General features: G+C 47.4%; 22 protein-coding genes. 14 read left to right on the top strand and 8 right to left on the bottom strand.

The window, feature by feature from the left end:
• Positions 1–6 precede the first annotated feature (6 nt).
• Entirely contained in the window at positions 7–906 is a 900-nt protein-coding gene (locus tag GGU45_RS10480) for a hypothetical protein (protein ID WP_435224498.1), read from the top strand.
• 53 nt (positions 907–959) lie between these two features.
• Entirely contained in the window at positions 960–2,357 is a 1,398-nt protein-coding gene (locus GGU45_RS10475) for a protein kinase domain-containing protein (RefSeq protein ID WP_435224496.1), read from the top strand.
• Positions 2,358–2,475: 118 nt separating this feature from the next.
• Here GGU45_RS10475 and panD read toward each other — a convergent pair whose 3' ends face one another.
• Entirely contained in the window at positions 2,476–2,820 is a 345-nt protein-coding gene (gene panD, locus GGU45_RS10470; RefSeq protein ID WP_435224494.1) for an aspartate 1-decarboxylase, read from the bottom strand.
• A gap of 150 nt (positions 2,821–2,970) precedes the next feature.
• On the opposite strand from panD, the gene GGU45_RS10465 reads away from it, so the two are divergent.
• The 3 genes from GGU45_RS10465 (at position 2,971) to GGU45_RS10455 (ending at position 5,655) form a co-directional block, all read left to right on the top strand.
• Entirely contained in the window at positions 2,971–4,866 is a 1,896-nt protein-coding gene (locus GGU45_RS10465; protein ID WP_435224492.1) for an SH3 domain-containing protein, read from the top strand.
• Positions 4,867–4,957: 91 nt separating this feature from the next.
• The gene (locus tag GGU45_RS10460; protein WP_435224490.1) at positions 4,958–5,215 is read left to right on the top strand and encodes a DUF6364 family protein; all 258 of its coding nucleotides are present in this window, start codon (positions 4,958–4,960) and stop codon (positions 5,213–5,215) included.
• A gap of 8 nt (positions 5,216–5,223) precedes the next feature.
• Positions 5,224–5,655 carry a type II toxin-antitoxin system VapC family toxin gene (locus tag GGU45_RS10455; RefSeq protein WP_435224488.1) on the top strand — a complete coding sequence of 144 codons (432 nt, stop codon included), beginning with the start codon at positions 5,224–5,226 and terminating at the stop codon, positions 5,653–5,655.
• Positions 5,656–5,746: 91 nt separating this feature from the next.
• Here GGU45_RS10455 and fmt read toward each other — a convergent pair whose 3' ends face one another.
• A complete protein-coding gene (gene fmt, locus GGU45_RS10450; protein WP_435224486.1) occupies positions 5,747–6,682 on the bottom strand; it encodes a methionyl-tRNA formyltransferase in 936 nt (311 codons plus the stop codon).
• 94 nt (positions 6,683–6,776) lie between these two features.
• Here fmt and GGU45_RS10445 point away from each other — a divergent pair, with 94 nt between their 5' ends.
• The 3 genes from GGU45_RS10445 (at position 6,777) to GGU45_RS10435 (ending at position 9,621) form a co-directional block, all read left to right on the top strand.
• Positions 6,777–7,232: an FKBP-type peptidyl-prolyl cis-trans isomerase gene (locus GGU45_RS10445; protein WP_435224484.1), complete on the top strand. Its 456-nt coding sequence runs from the start codon at positions 6,777–6,779 to the stop codon at positions 7,230–7,232.
• 78 nt (positions 7,233–7,310) lie between these two features.
• Positions 7,311–8,558, top strand: a complete 1,248-nt coding sequence (gene pepT, locus GGU45_RS10440; RefSeq protein WP_435224482.1) for a peptidase T — start codon at positions 7,311–7,313, stop codon at positions 8,556–8,558.
• A gap of 115 nt (positions 8,559–8,673) precedes the next feature.
• Positions 8,674–9,621, top strand: coding sequence for an SPFH domain-containing protein (locus GGU45_RS10435; protein WP_435224480.1), 948 nt, complete (start codon positions 8,674–8,676; stop codon positions 9,619–9,621).
• On the opposite strand, the gene prmC is transcribed toward GGU45_RS10435, so the two are convergent.
• Positions 9,618–10,472 carry a peptide chain release factor N(5)-glutamine methyltransferase gene (prmC, locus tag GGU45_RS10430; RefSeq protein ID WP_435224478.1) on the bottom strand — a complete coding sequence of 285 codons (855 nt, stop codon included), beginning with the start codon at positions 10,470–10,472 and terminating at the stop codon, positions 9,618–9,620. The two genes, GGU45_RS10435 and prmC, sit on opposite strands and share 4 nt — an antisense overlap.
• Positions 10,473–10,504: 32 nt before the next feature.
• Between prmC and ribD the strand changes: the two genes are divergently transcribed.
• Together ribD and GGU45_RS10420 are read left to right on the top strand one after the other, a co-directional pair.
• Positions 10,505–11,593 (top strand): bifunctional diaminohydroxyphosphoribosylaminopyrimidine deaminase/5-amino-6-(5-phosphoribosylamino)uracil reductase RibD, encoded by a 1,089-nt coding sequence (gene ribD, locus GGU45_RS10425; protein WP_435224476.1) that lies wholly within the window; start codon positions 10,505–10,507, stop codon positions 11,591–11,593.
• Position 11,594: 1 nt separating this feature from the next.
• Positions 11,595–12,215, top strand: coding sequence for an IMPACT family protein (locus tag GGU45_RS10420; protein WP_435224474.1), 621 nt, complete (start codon positions 11,595–11,597; stop codon positions 12,213–12,215).
• Here the strand turns inward: GGU45_RS10420 and GGU45_RS10415 are convergent.
• Both GGU45_RS10415 and GGU45_RS10410 read right to left on the bottom strand, forming a co-directional pair.
• Positions 12,202–12,894 carry a thioredoxin domain-containing protein gene (locus GGU45_RS10415; protein ID WP_435224472.1) on the bottom strand — a complete coding sequence of 231 codons (693 nt, stop codon included), beginning with the start codon at positions 12,892–12,894 and terminating at the stop codon, positions 12,202–12,204. The genes GGU45_RS10420 and GGU45_RS10415 overlap by 14 nt on opposite strands.
• Positions 12,895–12,900: 6 nt before the next feature.
• The gene (locus tag GGU45_RS10410; protein WP_435224470.1) at positions 12,901–14,010 is read right to left on the bottom strand and encodes a lactonase family protein; all 1,110 of its coding nucleotides are present in this window, start codon (positions 14,008–14,010) and stop codon (positions 12,901–12,903) included.
• Between the two features lie 164 nt (positions 14,011–14,174).
• Between GGU45_RS10410 and GGU45_RS10405 the strand changes: the two genes are divergently transcribed.
• The gene (locus GGU45_RS10405; protein ID WP_435224468.1) at positions 14,175–14,633 is read left to right on the top strand and encodes a hypothetical protein; all 459 of its coding nucleotides are present in this window, start codon (positions 14,175–14,177) and stop codon (positions 14,631–14,633) included.
• Positions 14,634–15,034: 401 nt separating this feature from the next.
• Here GGU45_RS10405 and GGU45_RS10400 read toward each other — a convergent pair whose 3' ends face one another.
• Positions 15,035–15,544, bottom strand: a complete 510-nt coding sequence (locus tag GGU45_RS10400) for an ecotin family protein (protein WP_435224466.1) — start codon at positions 15,542–15,544, stop codon at positions 15,035–15,037.
• A gap of 360 nt (positions 15,545–15,904) precedes the next feature.
• Here GGU45_RS10400 and GGU45_RS10395 point away from each other — a divergent pair, with 360 nt between their 5' ends.
• From GGU45_RS10395 to folB, 3 genes are all read left to right on the top strand, one after another.
• Positions 15,905–18,160 carry a Tex family protein gene (locus tag GGU45_RS10395; RefSeq protein WP_435224464.1) on the top strand — a complete coding sequence of 752 codons (2,256 nt, stop codon included), beginning with the start codon at positions 15,905–15,907 and terminating at the stop codon, positions 18,158–18,160.
• A gap of 167 nt (positions 18,161–18,327) precedes the next feature.
• Positions 18,328–19,278, top strand: a complete 951-nt coding sequence (gene trxB, locus GGU45_RS10390; protein ID WP_435224463.1) for a thioredoxin-disulfide reductase — start codon at positions 18,328–18,330, stop codon at positions 19,276–19,278.
• 22 nt (positions 19,279–19,300) lie between these two features.
• On the top strand, positions 19,301–19,669 hold the full coding sequence (gene folB / locus GGU45_RS10385; protein WP_435224461.1) for a dihydroneopterin aldolase: 369 nt from the start codon (positions 19,301–19,303) through the stop codon (positions 19,667–19,669).
• A gap of 27 nt (positions 19,670–19,696) precedes the next feature.
• On the opposite strand, the gene GGU45_RS10380 is transcribed toward folB, so the two are convergent.
• Together GGU45_RS10380 and GGU45_RS10375 are read right to left on the bottom strand one after the other, a co-directional pair.
• Entirely contained in the window at positions 19,697–20,185 is a 489-nt protein-coding gene (locus tag GGU45_RS10380) for a cytidine deaminase (protein WP_435224458.1), read from the bottom strand.
• A 214-nt stretch (positions 20,186–20,399) separates the two neighbouring features.
• A complete protein-coding gene (locus tag GGU45_RS10375) occupies positions 20,400–22,967 on the bottom strand; it encodes a M1 family metallopeptidase (protein WP_435224456.1) in 2,568 nt (855 codons plus the stop codon).
• Positions 22,968–23,060 lie beyond the last annotated feature (93 nt).

Below are 23,060 nucleotides of genomic sequence, written 5' to 3'. Positions count from 1 at the left end.
AAGAAGATGAATTGGTTTAAGAAAAAGTTTGAACAATTTTCGGAAAGGCTCAATGCAGATGATACGGCATTTGGAGCCGGCGAAAAGAAAGAAGAAGCGGCAAAACAGTCCGTCAGCAAAGTACCGGAGCGCAATGCTTTGGCGGCAAAGGCCGATAATATTGAAGAATTGAAGGAGATTACCGTGGGCGCCATCAGCAATACCGTGCGGATGCTGGGCTATAGCAATACGGTGGTATCGGGTCTGGTTTTTCATTCTGCATACAAGGATCATGCGGTGGAGAACGTAGGACTCATGAGCCTGGTGAAAGATCCTCAATTCCTGAACCGGGTAAAGCGGGAGTTTAAATCGAGAGGCGTTGCCTGTAAGGACGACCTGCAGATAGAGATACGGCTTGAGTCGCCGGACACAGCTAAAGTAACGGCGATTACGGAGGGGATCGGCGTGGAAGTATTAACGCCGAAGGATGCACTAAAAAGACAAAAAGCCCGGGTGACAGCTACAGAAGGGATTACCTGGGAGCCGGAGTATATCCTGGAGCCAACGGGTAAGCATTATTTTATTGGCCGGGGAAAGGACCCCAAAATTGAAAACGGCCCCAAGATGCATAATGATATCGCTTTTGTAGGTATAGAGGAAAAGAATGAGGAGCCGTACAAGGTTAATAATTTTATAAGCCGGTCGCATGCGGTTATTGTTTTTGATAAGGAGATTGGCGCCTATAAACTCTTCCGTTCAAAATTTCTGAATAATCCCTCGCATAAGATCAAGGTTTTTAATGCATCGCTGGATGATTTTTCAGGCATCAGCTTAAGCAATGCCACGGTGCCGCATATTTTAAAGAACGGGGATTCGATTTGTTTTAATGACACCATTGTTTTGGAATTTCAGCTTCTGGAATCCTGACGAGAATCCAGAATCCAGAATCCAGAAACGAGAATCCAGAAACTAAAAAAGGAATGCAGGAGTTAGCATCAAAATATGACATCCTAAAGGTGGTGGGACATGGCGGTTTTTCGGCGGTGTTTAAGGCCCGCAGCAAGGAAGATCCGGAGCATATTGTTGCGCTAAAGCAACTGGATTTTGTATTGGAAAACGAAGATGCAAAAGAGTACCGTGATTTTAAGAATGAAGTGGATATACTCAAAAAACTGGATCACCCCAATATTGTGAAGATCTATGAGGAGTATATATTGGATAATAAGCCCTCGCTGGAAATGGAATATGTAGATGGCGAAACGCTGGAATCCGTCATTCAGCGAGAGGGATATTTTTCTATTGATGATACCCTGGAGGTAATTGCACAAATGGCTTCGGCTTTAAGTTATTGCCATCACTATCATTCCTATGGCAGCGCCCCGCAGCATGGTGCGCACGATTCAGTGATCATTAACCGGGACGCAATCATTCACAATGATATTAACCCCAAGAACATCATCCGCACCAGGAATGGTGATGGATCCTGGCGGTATGTGCTCATCGATTTTGGATTGTCTTTTGCAGATCCGGATGCGGTCCGTCATAGCAAAAAGGAAGATGGAATGGCCGAGTATAAGGCGCCTGAAAAGTGGAGGGCTGCGCTGGTGGATACCCCTTCGGATATTTACAGCCTGGGTATCGTTTTGTATGAACTGCTTACCGGTGGCGTGCCGTTCCCTGTAAAAGATTATAAGCAGGCAAACGAGATGATTGCCCTTGAAGAAAAGCATAAGAGCGCACCGGTGCCGGATATCTGCCGGAAACGGATGGCCGCTATAGAAGAAAAAGAGGGCATGCGGCCAGACGCTTGTGATATTCCTGTATGGCTGCAAATGCTGGTGCACCAATGCCTCGAAAAAAATCCGCTGAAGCGCTTCAGAACGGGAAGGGAACTGAATCAGTTTTTTTATAACGGGCTGGATGGAAAGATTGAGGTGCCCGAAAAACAGGAAGGATCGGTTATCGATATTGATCCCCGGCAAAGCAGTGCGGACGCCTATATAGAAGTAGAACCGAACATCCTTACGGAAGGGCAGCATTATTTTATCAATAAAGACCTGGTTACTATCGGACGTTGGAATGATTTGCCGGGTGGGACAGCCGATTTTGGCATTAAAACCTCTGACCGGTTTATATCAAAAAATCATTGTCAGATTTTACGCAGGCGTGCTGCCGGTGGTGGGTATGCTTATTTTTTACAGGATAAAGCGCCCAGCAAGAACGGTACTTATTTTAATACGGAAAAAAATTCCATACGCTTATCTGATACCACTGAAGTGCTTTTAAAAGAAGGGGATTATTTCTGGATGGGAAATACGAAGGTTGTGTTTCATCAGGAGGGGGAGACCTTGGTTTCAGGTCTCAGGTTTGAAGTTTAACGTTAGATCTGTTTTTATGCTTGATGTAAGACGTTGGATATTAGATACTAGATGTCTATCGTCTAATATCTATCGTCTATAGAATATCCACATTCTCAAATTTTCAAATTGTTCAGCCCTAAAGGCGGTTTCCTTCTTTTGGAAAAACGATCCTGGGCTGGTGCTTTTTGGCTTCTTCAAAATCCATAGAGGCATAGGAAATAATGATTACAGGGTCACCCACCTGCGCTTTACGGGCCGCCGGTCCATTAAGACAGATGGTTCCCGAACCTCTTTTACCCTTGATTATATAAGTTTCCAGCCGTTCTCCGTTATGAACGTTTACGACCTGAACTTTTTCATTTTCAATCAGGTTGGCGGCGTCCATCAGGTCCTCGTCAATGGTAATGCTGCCCATATAATTGAGGAAGGCCTCCGTAACAACGGCCCGGTGGATCTTGGATTTAAAAACTTCTATAAACATAGGGGCGCAAAGGTACAATTTTTCAAAATATCAATTATTTGCCCGCAAAATATTCCTTTTAGTTAACAAATTCTAATACCGCTAAGTTGTAAATATTATTGTAAATTCGTGCATTAGTAAGGATTTTCTTAAGACATATTTTTAGCACACATGAAATCGTTTATTGTTACGGCCGGATTGATATTAATGATGGGTACTGCCCATGCGCAAAAGAAACTGACTGCACATTCCACTTCCAAAGGGACTGTTGTGGAGCACCGGGTCACTTCCGGCGAATCATTACAGTATTTAAGTACGAAATATGGCCTGTCTCTTTCTGCCCTTGCAAAAGCGAATGGATTTAAAACCAGCCAGGAGCTGAGGATAGGGCAATCCATCAAAGTGCCGGTTACGGCTTCTAACCTCAATACCCGATCCAGAAAGGGAATCCCTGTTTATTATGAAGCAGGTGCAAGAGATAACTTAACAACGATCAGCAGGAAATTCAACCGGGTGGATATTAAAACCCTGAAGTCCTGGAACAAGCTGAAAAAGGGCGAAGTTGCCAGAGGGCAGGATATCCTGGTAGGATATTTGACCAACAATGCTGTAGCAAAAAACGAGAGCAAAGAAGAGGAGAAAGCCGAGACGGCAAAAAACAATAGCAATGCTGTTTTGAAAGCGGGTCAGAAGGTAACGGTTACTTCTGCGGTAAACATCCGCAAAGGAGCCAGTACCAGCCAATCCGTGGCGGGAACCCTGCAAAAAGATGAAGTGGTAACGGTTACACGCAGGGTCAATAGCGATTGGGTAGAGGTACGCACCAGTGAGGGTAAAAGGGGCTATATGGCCTCCCGGTTTTTGGAGCCGGTACAAGCCCCCCGTGTGGAGGAGGAGGCTGTTGCAAACAGTGTTGTTTTGAAGGCGGGTCAGAAGGCGGTGGCTGTATCTGCGGTGAATATACGAAAGGGCCCTGGTACGGATCAACCGGTTATTGGCCAGGTAGAAAAAGATGAGGTGATTACTATTACCCGGAAAACCAGTGATGAATGGGCGGCTATCCGTACAGCAGATGGCAAAAAAGGCTATGTGGCTTCCCAGTTTCTCGGATCTGCGGATGCAAAGAATAACGATGAGGAAAAAGAAGTTGCTAAGGCCGAAGTGAAAAAAACAGCTGGCAAAAAAGCGAAAGTGGCTTCTGACACTTATATCAATATCCGGAAGGGGCCGGGTACGGATGAGGCTATTGTTGGTCAGGCGCAAAAAGATGAAATTATTACAATAACCCGTCAGGTAAATGATGAATGGGCTGCTGTGCGTACCGGCGATGGAAAAGAAGGGTATGCCGCTGCTCAATATCTTGTTGATCCGTCTGCGGAGCCAGTGGCTAAAAAAGAGCCGCCCGTTGTCAAAGCCGAAAAGCAAATGGCCATTGTGGGTACGGGAATCAATATCCGGAAGGGCCCCGGTACCGATGAGCCGGTGGTGGGCAGGGCCGAAAACAACGAAATTGTTACGGTAAGCGGCGATCTGAAAGGTGAATGGGCTACCATCCGTACCAGCGCAGGTGTTACGGGGTATATTGCTTCGCGCTTCCTGGGCCCGGCGGAAGCAGCAGCGGAAGCAAAGGAAAGCCCGGAACCCATTGCAAAAAAAGAACCTCAAAAACGATCAGAAGAAAAGCCGGCAACGCCTGCCGTTTCATCTGCTCCCATCGCAGAAACTGCACCACCGCCTGCAAATTTTGATGAAAGCGGGTTCTTTAAAAACGCCTATGAAATGCAGGCAAATGGAGCTGCTGCAGCGGATAAATCCGTACATGCCGGCCTCTTTAAAACCGATAAAGGCTGGAGCGATGGGAAATACTATGCACTGATAGACGGCGTTCCCGCAGGAACGATCATAAAATTATCCAATCCAAATGCCAAGACCACTGTGTATGCAAAAGTGCTGGGAGATATAAAAAGCCTGAAACAGCCAAACAGCCCTGCTATTCGTATCAGCGATGCTGCTGCCACGGCGCTCCGGATCAATGCTGCCGATTTTGATGTAGTAGTTAGCCATTAATAACTGATTATTAACGGGACTTGTTGGCTGAGAAAGATATTTGAGCAATACGTATAAATAAAATATCTTTGTCGTATAAAATTAATGCGCCATGGACGCCAAAGTAACCCTGAGTTTTAACAGTGCTATTATTGAAGGTGCAAAAGAATATGCGGCTTCGGAGGGGTTAAGTTTGTCGCGCCTTGTTGAGCTCCTGTTACAAAAAGTGATTGCCACGGGCCGGCATCAAAACATTGAGCATATCCCCATCGAGGATTGGGTGAACATGGTGGCCGAGGGGCCGGCAACCTATAATGCAAAACCGATAGGCAAAAAACAAAAAGCCGCATTTTATAAGAGTCATAAATAGCTATTACTATGAAATTATTCATCGATGCCAATATCCTGGTTGCGGTGATTAACAAGGAATACCCCCTATTTACCTATGCTTCACGTGTATTAAGCTGGGCATCTGCTAATGGGCATCAATTGGTAACCACAGCAGTAACGCTTGCCATTACCTACTATTTTGCTGAGAAAAAACATGGCACCCGGTCGGCAAGGGAACGCATTGGGTTGCTGGCTGCCGGTCTTACCATAACCGAATGTGGCAATAGAGAAGTGCAACGGGCGGCTGCGGATAAGCATATCAATGATTTTGAAGATGGTTTACAATATTTTGCAGCCTATAACGCCAACTGTACACACATTATAACGGAAAATACAAGAGATTTTTATTTTTCAATTCTGGAGGTTCAGACAGCGGAGGATTTTTTGAGAAAGCATTACAAAGGCCCTGCTCAGCGCTGAAAAAAACCGCGATAGAGCCGCAAATTTTATCCTAAACCGACAGCTTTGTAGCGGAGCCGTTAAAAACTGCCCGTCAACACCCGGTTATTGGTTAAAACTGGTAGCCCCGCAAAAAATCTTCAATTTTCATCCGCTTTTTCCCTTCCAGCTGAACCTCTTTCAGGTCCAGCAGTCCATCGGTACAGGCAAAGGATAGCAGGGTTTTGGCATCTGTTTGATAGGAACCCGGCTGCAGGTCGGTTTTTGTGGTCCTGATGACCGCCTTGAATATTTTCAGTTTTTTATGGTTGAGGAGTGTAAAAGCCCCGGGATAGGGCGAAAGTCCGCGCACCAGGTTATAGACTTTTTCCACAGGCTGGTGAAAGTCGATCTGGCAGGTTTCAGTAAAGATTTTTGGTGCATGGTGAAGCGTTGTGGCATCCGGCTGCGGAATTTCTTTCAGCAGTCCATTTGCCAGCCCGGCTACGGTTTTTACCAGCAAGTGCGCCCCGATTTCTTTCATTTTATCATGAACCGTTCCTGCTGTATCTTCTTTATCAATAGGAAAGCGGTCCTGGAGCAGGATATTGCCCGTATCAATCTCGTGCTGTAATTTAAATGTAGTAACCCCGGTTTCTTTTTCGCCGTTGATTACGGCCCAGTTAATGGGTGCCGCGCCGCGGTATTGGGGCAGCAGCGAGCCGTGGAGGTTGATGGTGCCCATGGGCGGCATGTTCCACACGATTTCCGGCAGCATCCGGAAAGCCACGCAGATCTGGAGATCGGCCTTCCAAGTCCGCAACGCATCAAGGAAGTCCGGGCTTTTCAGTTTTTCGGGCTGGAGTACCGGTAGCTGCTGTTCCAACGCATATTTTTTTATGGCACTTTGCTGCAATTCCATACCCCGGCCCCCTGGCTTATCCGGGGCCGTGATTACGCCAGCGATGGTGCATCCGGCCTTAACCAGGGCATCGATACTGGCCACCGCAAATTCCGGCGTTCCCATAAATACGATACGTAACTTTTTTGCCTGTTCATTGAGCGTCATGCTGCAAAAATAGGGTGGTCGCTACAAATTATGGCATCTGCACAAAAAAGCCTACCTTGCCCTCGAATCAGTTTATTCATTTTAAATTCAATCAATGCAACAAGCAAAAAAAGGCGATAAGGTAAAGGTTCATTATCACGGGAAACTGACCACCGGCGAAACCTTCGATTCCTCCGAGGGGCGCGATCCACTGCCCTTCGAAATCGGGGGCGGTATGGTGATCAAAGGATTTGATGATGGTGTTACAGGGATGACGGTTGGCGAAAAAAAGACCATCACTATTCCTGCTGATGAGGCCTATGGCCCGGTAAATCCTGATATGGTTATCGAAATGCCAAAAGATCGCCTTCCCCAGGATATGGAAGTAGAAGTGGGGATGCCCCTGGTTATGAGCGACCCGCAGGGACAGCAGTTTCAGGTAACGGTAAAGGAGATTGCGGACGATAAAATTGTACTGGATGCTAATCATCCGCTGGCCGGCAAAGACCTGGTTTTTGACCTGGAATTGGTTGAGATAGAAGGCGGAAGCCCCCTGATTATTATGCCTTAACAAGGATTAAATGATAATTTAGTAAAAGCAGCTTTATGGGCTGCTTTTATCTTTATTTGTTGATAGAATTAAACCATCATGAACTATAGCTTTACGGTTTCTGACCGATTTCTGAAATACGTAACAATTGATACCCAAAGTGATCCGCAGTCGGATACCGTACCTTCCACCGCCCGGCAAAAGGATTTGAGCAAAGTCCTGGTCGATGAGCTGAAAGAGATGGGGGTAGCGGATGCGGAACTGGATGATTGCGGTTATGTATATGCCAGCCTTCCCGCCAATACAGACAAGCAGGTGCCGGTGATCTGTTTTTGCAGTCACGTAGACACTTCTTCCGATTGTTCTGGTGCGGGGGTAAAACCGATTGTACATCAGAATTATGATTGCCGGGATATAGTGCTGCCCGATGACCCGCAGCAGGTGATCCGGCCGGGCGATCATCCCTATCTGAAAACAAAAAGGGGCGAAGATATTATTACCGCCTCCGGTACTACGCTCCTGGGCGCGGATGATAAGGCAGGGGTTGCCATCATTATGGATCTTGCCCATTACCTGGTAACGCATCCGGAGATAAAACATGGTACCGTTAAAATTTTATTTACCCCCGATGAGGAAATTGGCCGCGGGGTAGACCATGTAAACCTGGAAAAACTGGGAGCAGATTTTGGGTACACCCTGGACGGGGGAGAAAGGGGCAGCTATACCGATGAAACCTTTAGCGCCAATGGTGTTACCATTCATTTTTACGGTAACAGTATTCATCCCGGTTACGCTAAGGATAAACTCATTAATGCTATTAAAATAGCCGGTACTTTCCTGGACCTGCTGCCAAGAGATAGCTTTAGCCCGGAGACTACGGAAAACCGGGAAGGGTTTGTGCACCCGGTACATATAGAAGGCGGCGCCGAAAAAGCCTCGCTGAGTTTTATTATCCGCGATTTTGACACTTCAAAACTAAAATTGCATGAGGCCCGGTTAGAGCAGTTTGCAAAACAGGCAACAGGGCGGTACCCCGGCAGCCGGTACGAATTTGAAAGCAGGGAACAATACCGGAATATGAAGGAAGTGGTTGATCAGCATCCTGAAATAGGCGATTATGTAAAGATCGCAATGGAGCGGAGTGGCATTGAATTTAAAAAGAGCAGCGCGCGGGGGGGGACAGATGGCTCCCGGCTATCTTTTATGGGCATTCCTTTTCCGGATATCTTTACCGGTGAAATGGCCTTCCATGGAAAACACGAATACGTGAGCATCCAGGATATGCAAAAATCGGTTGAAACGCTTGTTAACCTGGTGCAGGTTTGGGAGGAAAAAGCGGCTTTTTGATTGTTTTCTTGCTCCCGGAACGTTCCGGATGGAACAGGTGCCGGTACGGATACACAGAGAAGGTATCTCTTTTACGGTAGCTTAATGCTTATCTTTATAAAATATAATCATTGTTATGGAATTCATTACAAACTTTTGGTGGGTGCTGGTTGTACTGCTTGTGGTGCTCAGCGGGTTGTTTACAGTAAACCAGGGCTATATTGGCGTCATTACCATGTTTGGGAAATACCGTCGCATTGTAAAGCCGGGCTTAAATATTAAAATCCCTTTTATTGAGAAGGTGTACCGCCGGGTGTCCGTTCAAAACCGGTCGGTAGAGCTTGAGTTCCAGGCGGTGACCCAGGATCAGGCCAATGTGTATTTTAAAAGCATGTTGCTGTACGCGGTACAGAATGAGCTGGAGGAAACGGTGAAAAAAGTGGCATTCAAATTTATCGATGAACGAAACCTTATGCAGGCCCTGGTGCGCACTATTGAGGGAAATATACGCGCATTTGTAGCTACAAAAAAACAGGCAGAGGTCTTGGGGCTGCGCCGGGAAATTGTACAGTATGTAAAGGTGGAAATTGATCATACGCTTGAGGAGTGGGGCTATCATTTGCTGGACCTCCAGATCAATGATATCACATTTGATAAAATGATCCTCGATTCCATGAGCAAAGTGGTTGCCAGTAACAACCTGAAGGCGGCAGCAGAAAATGAGGGCCAGGCATTGCTGATTACCAAAACCAAGTCGGCTGAGGCCGAGGGAAACGCAATTAAGATAAGTGCGGAAGCCGAGCGGGAAGCGGCAAGGCTGCGGGGGCAGGGAATTGCCTTATTTAGGGAGGAAGTGGCCAAAGGAGTATCTTCCGCTGCGGTGGAACTGCGCCAGGCCAACCTTGATACCAATTTTATCTTGTTCAGCATGTGGACAGAAGCCATCAAGAACTTTGCAGAATATGGAAAAGGAAATGTGATTTTCCTGGATGGCAGTACCGAAGGAATGGAACATACTATGAAGCAGTTCCAGGGCATGATGCTGCGCCCGGCTGGAACGGACGCATTAAAAAAGGATCATTAATGATTGACAAAGCCGGCCAGCACAAACCGCTGTTTTCCCTGCATGTCGGTTTTAACAGATGCTGCGAATCCTTTCGCTTCAAGCAGCTGTTGGGTTTCCTCCGCCAGGTTCTCATGTACTTCCAGGCAGATCCGGCCGTTGGGCGCCAGAATGGATTTTGCCGCATCTGCAATTTTCCGGTAGAAGAGCAAAGGATCTTCATCCGGCACAAATAAAGCGAGGGCCGGCTCATAGTCTACCACATTTTTATGCATGGATGCTTTACCGGCAACGGGGATGTAGGGCGGGTTGCTGACTAATACATCAACCTGCGGAAGTTGCTTCCAATTGGATGCTTCTAAAAAATCCAGCTGAATAAATTGAATGTCCAGGTCATATTTAGCCGCATTTTTACGTGCAACGGCCAGCGCATTCAAACTGATATCGCAGGCGGTAACCGTAGCTTCCGGGAGCTTTCTTTTCAAAATAATGGGGATGCATCCGCTTCCGGTACCGATGTCCAGTATGCGTACGGCCGGCTGCTTCCTGCAGTCGCGGATGACAGCATCCACCAGTTCCTCCGTTTCCGGCCGGGGAATCAGCACATTCTTATCTACATAAAAAGGAATATCGTAAAACCAAGCTTCATTCAGGATGTATTGGATCGGCTCGGCCTTCAGCAGCCTTTTTTTTATCCCGGTCAGCATTTTCAGCATGCAGGGGTCAGGGTTAAATGGCTGATTTGCGTTTTCCCGGAGATTAAATCCCGTAAGATTTTCTACAGCCAGCCACCAGATCTGCTGCGCTTCACTTTGCGGGTAAAGAACCTGCAGCTCCTGTACAAAACTTTTTTCTGCATTTTTTAAAGACATGCTGCAAACTTAATTCTTTTACTTTTGCAAAAATGGATACCGGAATACAAAGGCTTTACCTCGAACGTTGTTTTCAACTGGCACGGTTGGGCGCAGGAAGCGTGGCCCCCAACCCGATGGTGGGTGCGGTGCTTGTATACAACAACCGGGTCATTGGCGAAGGGTATCATCAACGCTATGGAGAAGCGCATGCAGAGGTAAACTGTATCCAAAATGCCCTGCAGCAGCATGCTGCGCTCATCGGGAAGGCAACCCTCTATGTTTCGCTGGAGCCCTGTGCGCATTTTGGCAAAACACCTCCCTGTGCGGATCTGGTCATCCGGCATAAAATCCCGAAGGTAGTGGTGGGCTGCCGCGACAGTTTTGAGGAAGTCGATGGCAGGGGGATCGGAAAACTCCGGGATGCAGGTGTGGAAGTAATTGAACATATAGCCACGCAGGAGGCGATGGCGCTCAACAAGCGGTTCTTTACCTTTCATGAAAAGAAACGTCCATATATCATTTTAAAATGGGCGCAAACCAGGGATCGCATTATGGCGGCATCTTCCGGCTCCCCCAAAGGAGGAATGACTGCCGGAGAGCGTTTAATGATTACCCACCCGGTAACCAACCGGCTGGTGCATCGGTGGCGTTCGGAGGAAGCGGCCATTATGGTGGGCGCCGCCACAGCGGTGATGGATAACCCGCTGCTCGATAATCGTAACTGGTTTGGAAAAACACCGTTAAAAATTGTAGTTGCGGCTTCGGGCAAGCTGCCGGATGATCTGAAATTACTGCATTCGGGCAATACTGCATGGGTGTTTAACCGCAGGCAGGAAAAAAAAAGCAAACAGGCAGAGTGGATCAGGGTGGAGCATGAAAACCTAATGGCAGGAATGCTGGATATTTTGTTTGAACGAAAGGTTCAGAGCATTTTTGTAGAAGGCGGCCGCCAGCTGCTGCAGTCCTTTATTGACGCCGGCCTTTGGGATGAAGTCCGGGTTATTACAAACACCAGGATGATCGCCGGCAACGGGTTGCCCGCTCCTGTATTGCCTGAAAAGCTGCTCCCTCATACAACCATGCTGGGGGCCGATGAAATAACCATTTATAAGAATATGCATAACCCGTTTATAGTTTAAGATGGAGCAGGGGAATTATTATCAGACTATTGAAACCGGCGGACAGGCGGAGTTTAAAGACAGGGGAAGCCGTTTTATTGCCATTGCTTACCCGCTTCAGCACACCGATGATTTTAAAAGGATACTGGCTGCTGTAAAAAAAGAACACCCTAAGGCGAATCATCATTGTTTTGCCTACCGCCTGGGAACTGATGGCAATGCCTTTCGGGTAAGCGATGCGGGAGAGCCTTCGGGCACAGCCGGCAGGCCCATCCTGGGTCAGATCGATAGCAGGCAGGTAACCAATGTGCTGATTATTGTTGTACGTTATTTTGGCGGAACATTGCTGGGCGTTCCGGGGCTGATCAATGCTTATAAATCGGCTGCCGCCCTGGCATTGCAGGTAACGCCATTGGTACGCAAACCGGTACTAAAAATCTATCACCTGCAATTTGATTATACCCAGCTCAATGAGGTGATGACCGCGGTGAAGCAATTTGACTGTACGATTGTTAAACAGGAGTTGCAACTGTTTTGTGTAATGGATATTGGCATTCCCAGGCACCGGTTAACGGAAACCATTATGCGGCTGGAGGATATCAAAAACCTGGTGCTAAAAGAAGTAGCGGCTATTGCAGGTTAGCCAGCACCTTGTCTTTTGTAAGATAGCCGAGGTGCGACCATTGCAGCTTTCCCTTCTTATAAATATGTAACACCGGCAGTGCATCGATCTTCAGGGCTTCTGCCAGTTCAGGGCTTTTATCAATATCGATCCGCAACACGGTTACAGTGGCCGCCTTGTCCTGCGCGATCTCCTTCAGATAGGGCTCCATTTTTTTACAGGGCCCGCACCATTCGGCATAGAAATCGACCAGCACTAATTTGTCGGTCTTCAACGCCTTTTCAAAATCAGATTTAGAAAACAATCCCTTCCCGGTAGTGGTTTTTTCCTCCGGCAATTTGGCGGCACGCCATTTGAGCATTCCTCCCTCCATCTCGTACACCTTTTTATATCCTTTACTGCGCAAATAAGCGGCTGCCTTGGCGCTTCTGCCACCACTGAGGCAGTATACATATACAGGCTGCTCCTTTGGCAGTAATAGCGCCTTCTTTCCAAAGGAACTGTCCATCCAGTTAATGTTTACTGCACCGGCAATATGCCCCCCTGTATACTCATCGGTAGTTCTTACATCCAATATATTTTTTCCGGTGGGATCTGCAATTTCTTTCCGGAATTGCTGCGCCGGCAGCGATTGGGCCTGACCCTGGGCGGCTATCAGTGTTGTGATGGTGATCCACAAAAGGAGAAAAGTAGGTTTCATGTCTGTTTATTTTAAGATCCATTTAAGTGATACGGGTATTCCTGCTTTTATTTCGTAGCCGGTGGCCTGGGGTATGCCGGTATCAGGGTTGATTTTGAAAATAGTAATATTATCGCTTTTCTGGTTGGCCGCAAGTAACCAATGACCCGAGGGATCAATGGTAAAGTTTCGCGGAAAATTCCCATTGGTGGAAACCCCGCCTGCAAACCGGAGCATTCCCGTTTTGAGGTCCGTTTTGTAAACTTCAATCGTGCTGTTACTGCGCTGTGACGTATAGAGGAATTTATTGTTGGGAGAGAGGTGGATATCCGCACCGGCAGCCTTTCCCTTTTTGGCTTTTAGTCCGTCTACGGTCTGGAGCTGCTGCAGCTTTCCTTTATGCAATGCATAAGCGTTTACCGTTCCAAACATTTCATCAATATTATAGACGAATTTTTTATTTTTTGAAATGACCAGATGGCGTGGACCCGCCCCAGGTGCTGTTTGAATAATACTGGTATGGGCCGTGTCCACTTTACCAGTTTTAGCATTAAAGGGATAGGAAACGATCTGGTCGGTTCCAAGGTCGCATACAAATAAGAATTTATTGTCGGGCGATATGGTAGTGCTATGTACATGCGGCCCCTGCTGGCGGCTCTTATCCGGTCCGCTGCCTTTATGTGTTACCAGCTGCGAAAGGGCGCCCAGTGATCCATCTTTTAGAATAGCGTAGATAGAAAAGCTGCCGCTGGAGTAATTGGAGGCAAACAGCCAACGGCCACTCCGGTCTGTTTCCAGGTAGCAGGGATCATCGCCCCCGCTTTTTACCGTATTCAGAAGTGTGAGCTTCCCGTTTGCGCGATCAGCGGAAAAGGCGCTGATGCTCCCGTTGGCGGTTTCGTTTACGGAGTAAACAAAGCGCTGGTCTTTTGAAACTACCTGATAGGAGGGGTTTATGGTTTGTGCGCTGCTTACGGGCTCAAGGTGGCCGGTTTGGGGATCAAAGTCATAAATGTAGATGCCTTTACTGGCGCTGTTGTTATGGGTATAAGTGCCCACCACCAGGTATTGGCCAAATGCGGAGCTGGTAATCATTGCAATACTCAAAACAAGTAACAGGATAAAAAACTTCCTCATGTTGAAAATTAAAAGGCAAAAGTACGTTGTCTTGCAGCAACCGGCAATGTTTTTATTTATCTGTTTTTTAACAAACGGCATGCAATTTTCATAACCTGTTTATCTTCTATATATCAAAGACGAGGGCTCAAAAAAAAGTAAAAAACAATTAAAATCAAACTACCATGAAACGGATTTTTACATTTTCAATTTTATCAGTTTTGGCAGTTGTAGTTTTAGCAAGCTGTTCCAAGAGGGATTACTGGCGGGATGATGATCGCTATACTAATGAAACAGGTATTACTGTGTATGTTTCCGAAGTTGGGTCGCCTTATTCCGTGGTGCAGATGGATTATGACGGTTCTTATGCTGTAGTTTATAGCCTTGAAAAAGATAAGTATTACTGGCCCGAGAAGAGTGATATTATCTACGGTGATTTTTCCGTTGGGGGAAGCAGAACCTTATACAACAAAACGGCCGGGTTTAATATCCGTCTTGAAGTAGATGATTTTTTTGATTACAAAGATGATGCGATCAATTCCGTAATCCGGAAGGAAGACAAAGGAGGTTATGTAGCGGCGTTTAAGAATACGAATGTTAAAGTAAGCCTTCAAAGAAGAGCAGGAGCGCCTTTAGTTAAATAGTGTTTTGGTTCGTTTCCTATACAGAGGGCTGTTCAAATGAGCAGCCCTTTTTATGTGACCGGTGTACAAACTGATTACTTTTGGGGCCACTGAGACGCAGAAACACAGATTTTTTTAATGCAATAGCAGCGGCCCTGTTTTTAATTTAGAAAAGTCCAGGCCTTCAGTGTTTCCTATGTTTGTCACTGAACGCCACAAAGACATAAGGGCATAAAGATGCACGAAGCACCTGATAAAACCGCTGCGTCTTTGCTCCTCCGCGTCATTGCGTGAAATAAACCACCGGGCCGCTTTGTCCCTTTCGGTGTGTTTCAGCTGCAAACATTGAGCGCCACAAAAAAGCTGCCCCGGAAATTAGCGGGGCAGCCCTGCGATTGAGAAGAATGGTTATTTGAACGGCCTTATTTAACAGCGGCATCCGAAGCGCTGCCTGCATTCCAGATCCGGTATTTTAGTTCATAGCCATCGGGTACAAATACCACAATGGGTAATTGACTGTTATAGCGAATCTGTTCGGGGCGGGCGCCTACGAATTTTTCTATTTTTTTACCGTCAGGGCAGGCCATCATTGTAGAAATGACGGTTCCGTTGGAGGAAAACTCATAATAGGTATACCCCCATCCATCAAGATTTTTTTCTGTTATTTTGCCGTTCAGCGAGCGGGTATTACAGTCAGTGGGTATTACCTTCCCGGGCATCAGTTCCACTTTAAGATCGGCTTCACCAGCGCCTTTGGCCGGTAACAGGATCACGTAGCGTTTATAACCTTTTTTCTCTTTTGGAAAGTGCTCAAGCTGTTTTTGTGCATCTTCATTTTTTACCATGGTTGTTCCTGTTTTTTTGGTCGTGCCGCAGGATAGCAGCGCTATTGCCATGAGTAAAAAACCTGCTAATTGAATTTGTTTCATCATCACTATTGTTTAATGGTTAAACGATCTGTTTTAGGTTTTGCAACATCAGGGTGCAAAAAAAGTACCATTGTTTAGGGTATCCGGAAAACAGACCGGCAACGGTTGCTGAAGGTTGTATGCTTTTAAAAATGATGATCCGGATCAAAAAAAGAAAAATGACTGAAATCGGACCGCGGACAGAACCGCCACTTTGAAGACCTGTATCGCCACAGGAAGCATACGGGGGGGTAGTCCGGCAAATTGTGACAAAAAATGAGGCCGGCGATCCGCTGCAAGGTTCTGGAGAGGGGAGATTGTTATTCACAGGTCTTTGTTTGTTTGATAGCACCACTTACATTTGCACCCCAACGAATTTAAAAAATGGACGTAAAATATATACACCAGATCGCTACAGACCTGAGCCTGCCGGTAAAGCAGGTTGGAAATGTAGAACAGTTGCATGCGGAGGGCGCAACAATCCCCTTTATCAGCCGTTACCGCAAAGAAGCAACCGGCAATATGGATGAGGTGCAGGTGGGCAATGTGATCGATAAGATCCGTTACTATGATGAACTGGAAAAGCGTAAGGAAACCGTTTTGAAAACTATAGAAGCGGCGGGTAAATTAACTCCGGATCTGAAGAAAAGAATCGAAGAATGTTTAAATGCAACAGAACTGGAGGATATTTATCTCCCGTATAAGCCCAAACGTAAAACAAAGGCTTCTATAGCGATTGAAAAGGGGCTGGAGCCGCTGGCCGACCTGCTATTGGCGCAGGGGAGTGCTATTGTGGAAACGGAAGCCGCCAAATATATCGGCGAGCTGGTTAAAGATACGGCGGAAGCGTTGCAGGGCGCACGGGATATTATTGCAGAGCGTATTGCCGAAAGCGAGCAGGCCCGTACCCTGGTGCGTAAGATGTTTGAGGAAACATCGGTGGTTGCATCGCGTGTGCTCACCAGCAAAAAGGAAGAGGCTGATGCCCAGAAGTACCGTGATTATTTTGATTTTAAAGAGCCGCTCTCCAAATGTCCGTCACACCGGGTTTTGGCCATCCGCCGGGGAGAAAAAGAAGGTTTCCTGATTATGGATATTTCCATTGAAAAAGATACTGCCATTGGTTTGCTGAAAACCGAATTTGTACGGTCGTCCGGTGAAACGGGCGCCCAGGTGGGGCTTGCTGTTGAGGATTCCTATGCCCGCCTGTTGAAACCCGCTATCGAAACCGAGTTCCGGATGAACAGCAAGACTTCGGCCGACGAAGAAGCGATTAAAGTTTTTGCAGAAAACCTGCGCCAGCTATTATTGGCCTCGCCGCTGGGACATAAACGGGTACTGGCTATTGATCCCGGCTTCAGAACCGGTTGTAAAGTGGTATGCCTGGATGAGAGCGGCACTTTTCTTAAATATGAGACGATCTTTCCCCATGCCCCTCAAAATGATGCCTATGGTGCAGCCGAAGCATTGAAGCGTCTGGTTGCTAAATATGATATTGAAGCGATTGGTTATGGAAACGGTACCGCCAGCAAGGAAACGGAGAAACTGGTACGGAGCATCGATTTCGGAAAACCTGTTTTGGTTTTTATGGTCAATGAAAGCGGGGCTTCTATTTATTCGGCCAGCGAAGTGGCCCGGGAAGAATTTCCGGACGAGGATGTAACCGTGCGCGGAGCCATTAGCATCGGGCGCCGGCTGCTGGATCCGCTGAGTGAGCTGGTAAAGATCGATGCAAAAAGTATTGGGGTGGGCCAGTATCAGCACGATGTAAATCAGAATCGTTTAAAGGATAGCCTGGATCAGGTGGTGCAAAGCTGTGTAAACTATGTGGGCGTGGATGTAAATACGGCCAGCAAACACCTGTTGATGTACGTGTCTGGCCTAACGGCGACTACTGCAAAAAATATCGTGGAATACCGGGTGAAGAATGGGGCGTTCAAAAGCCGGGGAGAGCTGTTGAAGGTATCCATGCTGGGCCCCAAGGCCTATGAGCAATGTGCGGGGTTTTTACGTATTCCCAATGCGCAAAACCCGCTGGATAATTCGGCGGTGCACCCGGAGAGCTACCCCGTTGTGGAGGCTATGGCGGGTAACCTGGCCTGCACCGTAGCAGAACTGATCACAAAGCCCGAGCTGCGCAAAGGAATCAAAACGCGGGATTTTGTTACAGAAACGGTGGGGCAATATACCATCGAAGATATTTTGAAAGAACTGGAAAAACCGGGTCGCGACCCCCGGGAGGCCATTGAAGAATTTCGTTTTGCCGAGGGATTGGCCGCCATCGGAGATCTGAAACCCGGAATGAAAGTGCCGGGTATTGTAACCAATATCACGAATTTTGGCGCCTTTGTGGATGTGGGGGTAAAGCAGGATGGACTGGTGCATGTATCGCACCTGGCCAATAAATTTGTAAGCGACCCGAATGAAGTAGTGAAACTGAATCAGAAGGTGATGGTGACCGTACTTGAAGTAGATGCAGCACGGAAACGAATTTCGCTGAGTATGAAGGATGCCTCACCCGCAGAAGGAATACCCCGGCCGGCAGGTAACCAACAGAAGCCGGCCGCCAAGCCCGCAACTGCCGGAAAAAATAACTTTCAGTCGAGCCTGGATGCCTTGCGGAAAAAGTTTGCCGATTAGCGGCGTAATCCACATTTGGATGCGTTCGTTGTGGGGAAGCCGTTACATGGAATAAACCTTTTCGCTGTATTTTTGTAATAATTCAGTTTTATATAACATAAAAGCGTTGTACGATGCCGCCCCGATTGTTATCGGGGTGTTTTAGCATAATCGATCAAACCATCTATATGACACAGGAAACAGGAGTAGAAAGAGTAAAATGTTTAATTATTGGTTCAGGACCGGCGGGTTATACGGCGGCAATTTATGCTTCCCGCGCCAACCTGAACCCCGTTTTATACCAGGGCATTCAGCCCGGCGGACAGCTCACCATCACCACCGAAGTAGAAAACTATCCGGGATACCCCGAAGGTATACAGGGGCCGGAAATGATGATCGATTTTGAAAAACAGGCCAAAAGGATGGGAGCGGATATCCGCTTCGGGATTGCTACCAGGGTCGATTTTTCCGGTCTGCCGCACAAGGTTTGGATTGATGATGAAAAGCTGATAGAAGCCGATGCCGTGATCATTTCTACCGGCGCGTCCGCCAAATGGCTGGGTCTCTCGAGCGAAGAACGCCTGAACGGGTTTGGAGTAAGCGCCTGTGCCGTTTGTGACGGGTTCTTTTTCAGGGGAAAAGAAGTGGCCATTGTAGGCGCCGGTGATACGGCGGCCGAAGAGGCCCTTTACCTGTCCAAACTTTGCACCACTGTACACATGCTGGTACGCAAAGACGCCATGCGGGCATCAAAAGTGATGCAGGACCGGGTATTTAAAACACCGAATATTAAAGTCTATTTCAACACGGATACCGAAGAAGTGCTGGGCGAAAAAACGGTAAGTGGTGTACGTATAAAAAACAACCAGACGGGAACCATAGAGGAGATCCCAGTTAACGGATTCTTTGTGGCAATTGGTCATCAGCCCAATTCCGGTATTTTTAAAGAATTTCTTGATATGGATGATGCGGGGTATATTAAAACAATACCCGGGACTTCAAAAACCAATATTGAAGGGGTTTTTGCTTCGGGTGATGTGCAGGATAAGATCTATCGCCAGGCGGTAACGGCAGCCGGAAGCGGCTGTATGGCGGCATTGGACGCAGAACGTTATCTGGGGGAGAAAGGCATTCATTAAACAGGCCGGCAAAAAACAAGGAATGGCACAAGTCATTACCATACACCTGGAACAGCTTCGCTTTTTTGCTTTTCATGGTTTATATGCCGAGGAGCGAACAACGGGCAACGCCTTTGAAATGAATCTTTCGGTTTCTTTTCAAAAAGGGGATGCGGTTATTACAAAATTGGAAGACACCCTGAACTATGCAGCAATCTATGGCATTGTAAACCATGAAATGCAGCGTCCGCGGGAATTGCTGGAAACGTTTCTTACCGAACTGGCTGCCACTTTGAAGGAGCGGTTCCCCGGGATTACACGACTAAAAATGAGTTTATATAAACTTACTGTTCCTATTGAAGGGTTTGCCGGCAAAGTGGGGGTGGAGCTGGAGCGGAAATTTGAGCAATAGTTCTCTATCCATTTTTATTTCTCTTTCTCAGCATAGGTCATCTTCGCTAAAAGCCAGCGGCAACAGGTCCTTTATAGTATTGATGACGTATACGGGGCCTTCCATGCCCGATAATAACAGGCGGATCGGCGTTCCCGTACGTTTTTCATATTCTGATAAAGCCTGCCGGCACATACCACAAGGCGAAACAGGGCGATTGCTGCTGCCATTGACGGGGTGATAAGAGATGGCAAGGGTGAGGATGGGCTCATCGTTGTACCCGCTTCCTACGGCAGCCAGTAATGCTCTTTCAGCACAGATGCCAACGGGGTAGGAAGCATTCTCCTGGTTAGTTCCTACAACCGTGCTTCCGTTGGCCAGCTTTGCGGCGCAGGCTACGTGGAACCCTGAATAAGGCGCATAGGCTTTTTGTGTGGTTGCGCGCGCCAACTCCAGTAAGGCCGCATCTTCATCGGCCAAAGCATGGCTGTCTTCCAAAATTTTATAGGAGAATTGAAACTTTTTTTCCTGCATCATTGGTGTCCTGATGGTTTAAAACAAAGACTACTAAAGGTAAGAAATATTTATTTGATGGTTTTGGCCATTTTCTTCTGTGGCGTATAAGATTTTTCCGATTCGTGGAGACACGAATCAGGGCTCCCGCCAATGCGGGATCTCCTCGCGTCTGCAAAAAATAGTAGTAATGGCTATTTCCCTATATTAAAAAGTAACGCAAATTCCACCTGCAGATCTAATGCACAATAACCTGCGCCCGCCTCAGGTTGTCCGTGCTCTGCAGCACTTTGGCCTTTAAGGAACTGTTTAATGTATGATCAGTTTGCAAAAACACCGTAACGATATGATGGGCCGGGGCAGACTGGTAGTTACCAAAGCTGGACTGAAGCCAGTTGCCGGGAAAGAAAATGTCTCCGGTACTTTGAATCTCGGGCAACAGTTGCAGCGTCTTTTCCAGGTACTTTTCTGCAGATGGCTGCCGGATTGGATGGTGCAGGTAGGTAAGTGCAGCACTAACAGCCGACTCGTTGGAGCGGTTTTTGCGCTGCTGCAGGCCCGCAAAGAACTGATCTCTGACAACGGAATCGGCGGAGAGCGCCGGCATGATGATCCGGAATCGTTTGGCCCGGTCGGGATCCTTAATACGCAGCAATTGCTGCTGAAGGATCTTATCGCCGGTCTTACTTCTCAACGCCAGCGCGAATGCGAGATTGGTATAGTCCTCTTCTTTTAAGACAACATTTGCCGGAGGGTCCTGGCTATACCAGGTACTATAGAGTCTTGCAGTAGCGGTTTCTGTACCAAAAACAGATTGATAGCACCCGAAAAGGATCTTTTTATTGTTGGTGTTTTTTTGTTGCTGAAGCGCCTTCCAGATGCTGTTTTCCAGCGTTGCGATATACAGGCTGCGCTGCTGTGGCGCGATAAAACTCCAATAGATTGTACTGATATAGCCCGTGAGTAGTCGGATGTTAAGTTCCACTGTTTCCCTGGCAAGGCCCGATTCAAAAAGCCGGAGCAGCTGCAGCGGGGTTGTATAGCGGCCATTCAGCATGTTTTCATAAAGTGAAATATAGGCAGAGGCCCGGCTAACATAGTTATCGATGCCGAAAAGATGCGGGAGCATGGCGGTATCAATGGGCCATACTCCGTATCCTGTACCAGAGGCATTAAATTGGATAAACAGCGGCCGTTTGCGATCCAGGGCCCGGGGTACCTCCTGCGCCGGCAGACTATCGCTTACCGTAATCGTGCGTACCAGTCCTTTATAATAGAAGCTGATATCAAAGCGTTGCGGCCACACCAGGCCTGTGCCAAACTCCGGCTTTTGAAAGAGGGCAAAGCCGGTAATGGAGCCGCCGCCGGGAGCATAGTTCATCTTGTAATCAAATACGGGCCTTCCCGGCTTATTTACCCAAACGGCGTTCCAGGCGCGAAGATCTGCAGGAGCCTGTTGATCAAGAATGCCGATAAGGTCGGGCCAGGAGGCGTTCTTAAAAGCAAAGGTCTTCAGGTAGGTTCGTACGCCTTTCTGAAAACCGTCGGTTCCCATAAGGTCTTCCAGCTGCCGCATCATCACCGGCGATTTATGGTAGATAATTCCACCGTATAAAGTGCCCGCTTCTTCCAGGTTATTCAGGGGCTGCCGGATGGGATTAGCCCCGGTTGTCCGGTCGATGGCATAGGCAGGTGGAAGATGATCGGTGAGGAATTTTAAGGAAAATCCCTGGTCATGATGGGGCATGGCCGTGGCTTTGTCCGCCATAAAATTGGCAAAGACCTCCTTCATCCAAACGTCCGAAAACCAGCTCATTGTTACCAGGTCGCCAAACCACATATGGGCCACTTCATGCGCCAGTAAATGGGCACGGCTGTTTAGCTGACTCTCGGTTGCATCTCCTGTTAGGAAGAGGGTAGCGGCCTGCAGCAGGATGGCGCCGGGGTGTTCCATGCCGCCAAACTGGAAGTCCGGTATCGCAACCATTCCATGTTTTTGAAAAGGGTAGGCAATGCCCGTCCATTGCTCATTAAACTCCACCATTTTTTTGTATTGCTCAAAGATGGCATGCAGGCTGTTGTTTATTTTTTCGGAATCCGTTTCGCGGTAAAAAAATTCGATCTCATCATTTCTCCATCGTTCTTTGGCAACACGAAACTTTCCTGCTGCAAATGAAAAAAGATAGGTGCTGATCTTATCTGAAGGGGCAAAATGCAGGAGTTTTCGCCCGTTATTGATAGTCGAATCACGGAGCTTCCCATTGGCTATTGCTACCCAGTCCCCGGGAATAGCAAGGCTGAGGGTAAAAGTGGCTTTCAGATCTGGCTGATCAAAGCAGGGGAAAACCGTTCGGGCCCGGTCGGGAACAAACAAGGTGTATAAAAAATCGTCCCTCCGGTTTAATGCGCCATTGCCTGCAATAAGCTGAAGCAGGATGTGGTTGGCGCCTTTTTTTAGCAGTGGGGCATCAATAATGATGTGCTCATTTTCGTAGTGGATTGGGATCTCCTTGTCGTTTATGGTGATCTTTTTCAGCTTTTGCGGATCTTCTTTAAAGTCGATGAGCAGGGGCGCACCCGAGGCATCGGCGTAATGGAAGGACAGCCGTTCTTTTAAAGTAATAGCAGCCGTTGGTTTTGCCGGAATATCAAACGACAGGTCATAGTGAAGGTTTGTTAATGTGTTTTTTCGCGCAACGGCAAGGGTATCTGAAATGCCATTGCTGATAACGGCTTTTTCAGAGCGCTCATTACAGGAAACGATACAGAAGAGCAACAAAATATAGGAAACCGGCATCCATTTCATAGCTGCAAAGATATTGAGGTTTGGATATCGGGGAGGTTTTTCCGCAGAATCCGGAAGGTCATATCTTCAATATTCACGCGAATAAAACGCAGA

The sequence above is a fragment of the Niabella hirudinis genome, from assembly GCF_051201075.1.
In the GTDB taxonomy this organism is placed as follows: Bacteria; Bacteroidota; Bacteroidia; order Chitinophagales; family Chitinophagaceae; genus Niabella; species Niabella hirudinis.
Note: the sequence above shows the minus strand (reverse complement) of the source record. Positions and strands in the feature narration are given on the sequence as shown.

Bases quoted from the DNA above. Each gene is read 5' to 3' on its own strand.
- GGU45_RS10420 (WP_435224474.1), top strand. From the start codon at position 11,595: ATGGAGCAGGGGAATTATTATCAGACTATTGAAACCGGCGGACAGGCG.
- GGU45_RS10405 (WP_435224468.1), top strand. From the start codon at position 14,175: ATGAAACGGATTTTTACATTTTCAATTTTATCAGTTTTGGCAGTTGTA.
- GGU45_RS10395 (WP_435224464.1), top strand. From the start codon at position 15,905: ATGGACGTAAAATATATACACCAGATCGCTACAGACCTGAGCCTGCCG.
- trxB (WP_435224463.1), top strand. From the start codon at position 18,328: ATGACACAGGAAACAGGAGTAGAAAGAGTAAAATGTTTAATTATTGGT.
- prmC (WP_435224478.1), bottom strand. From the start codon at position 10,472: ATGTCTTTAAAAAATGCAGAAAAAAGTTTTGTACAGGAGCTGCAGGTT.
- GGU45_RS10435 (WP_435224480.1), top strand. From the start codon at position 8,674: ATGGAATTCATTACAAACTTTTGGTGGGTGCTGGTTGTACTGCTTGTG.
- fmt (WP_435224486.1), bottom strand. From the start codon at position 6,682: ATGACGCTCAATGAACAGGCAAAAAAGTTACGTATCGTATTTATGGGA.
- panD (WP_435224494.1), bottom strand. From the start codon at position 2,820: ATGTTTATAGAAGTTTTTAAATCCAAGATCCACCGGGCCGTTGTTACG.
- GGU45_RS10465 (WP_435224492.1), top strand. From the start codon at position 2,971: ATGAAATCGTTTATTGTTACGGCCGGATTGATATTAATGATGGGTACT.
- GGU45_RS10415 (WP_435224472.1), bottom strand. From the start codon at position 12,894: ATGAAACCTACTTTTCTCCTTTTGTGGATCACCATCACAACACTGATA.
- ribD (WP_435224476.1), top strand. From the start codon at position 10,505: ATGGATACCGGAATACAAAGGCTTTACCTCGAACGTTGTTTTCAACTG.
- GGU45_RS10375 (WP_435224456.1), bottom strand. From the start codon at position 22,967: ATGAAATGGATGCCGGTTTCCTATATTTTGTTGCTCTTCTGTATCGTT.
- GGU45_RS10400 (WP_435224466.1), bottom strand. From the start codon at position 15,544: ATGATGAAACAAATTCAATTAGCAGGTTTTTTACTCATGGCAATAGCG.
- folB (WP_435224461.1), top strand. From the start codon at position 19,301: ATGGCACAAGTCATTACCATACACCTGGAACAGCTTCGCTTTTTTGCT.
- GGU45_RS10480 (WP_435224498.1), top strand. From the start codon at position 7: ATGAATTGGTTTAAGAAAAAGTTTGAACAATTTTCGGAAAGGCTCAAT.
- GGU45_RS10445 (WP_435224484.1), top strand. From the start codon at position 6,777: ATGCAACAAGCAAAAAAAGGCGATAAGGTAAAGGTTCATTATCACGGG.
- GGU45_RS10410 (WP_435224470.1), bottom strand. From the start codon at position 14,010: ATGAGGAAGTTTTTTATCCTGTTACTTGTTTTGAGTATTGCAATGATT.
- GGU45_RS10460 (WP_435224490.1), top strand. From the start codon at position 4,958: ATGGACGCCAAAGTAACCCTGAGTTTTAACAGTGCTATTATTGAAGGT.
- GGU45_RS10380 (WP_435224458.1), bottom strand. From the start codon at position 20,185: ATGATGCAGGAAAAAAAGTTTCAATTCTCCTATAAAATTTTGGAAGAC.
- GGU45_RS10475 (WP_435224496.1), top strand. From the start codon at position 960: ATGCAGGAGTTAGCATCAAAATATGACATCCTAAAGGTGGTGGGACAT.
- pepT (WP_435224482.1), top strand. From the start codon at position 7,311: ATGAACTATAGCTTTACGGTTTCTGACCGATTTCTGAAATACGTAACA.
- GGU45_RS10455 (WP_435224488.1), top strand. From the start codon at position 5,224: ATGAAATTATTCATCGATGCCAATATCCTGGTTGCGGTGATTAACAAG.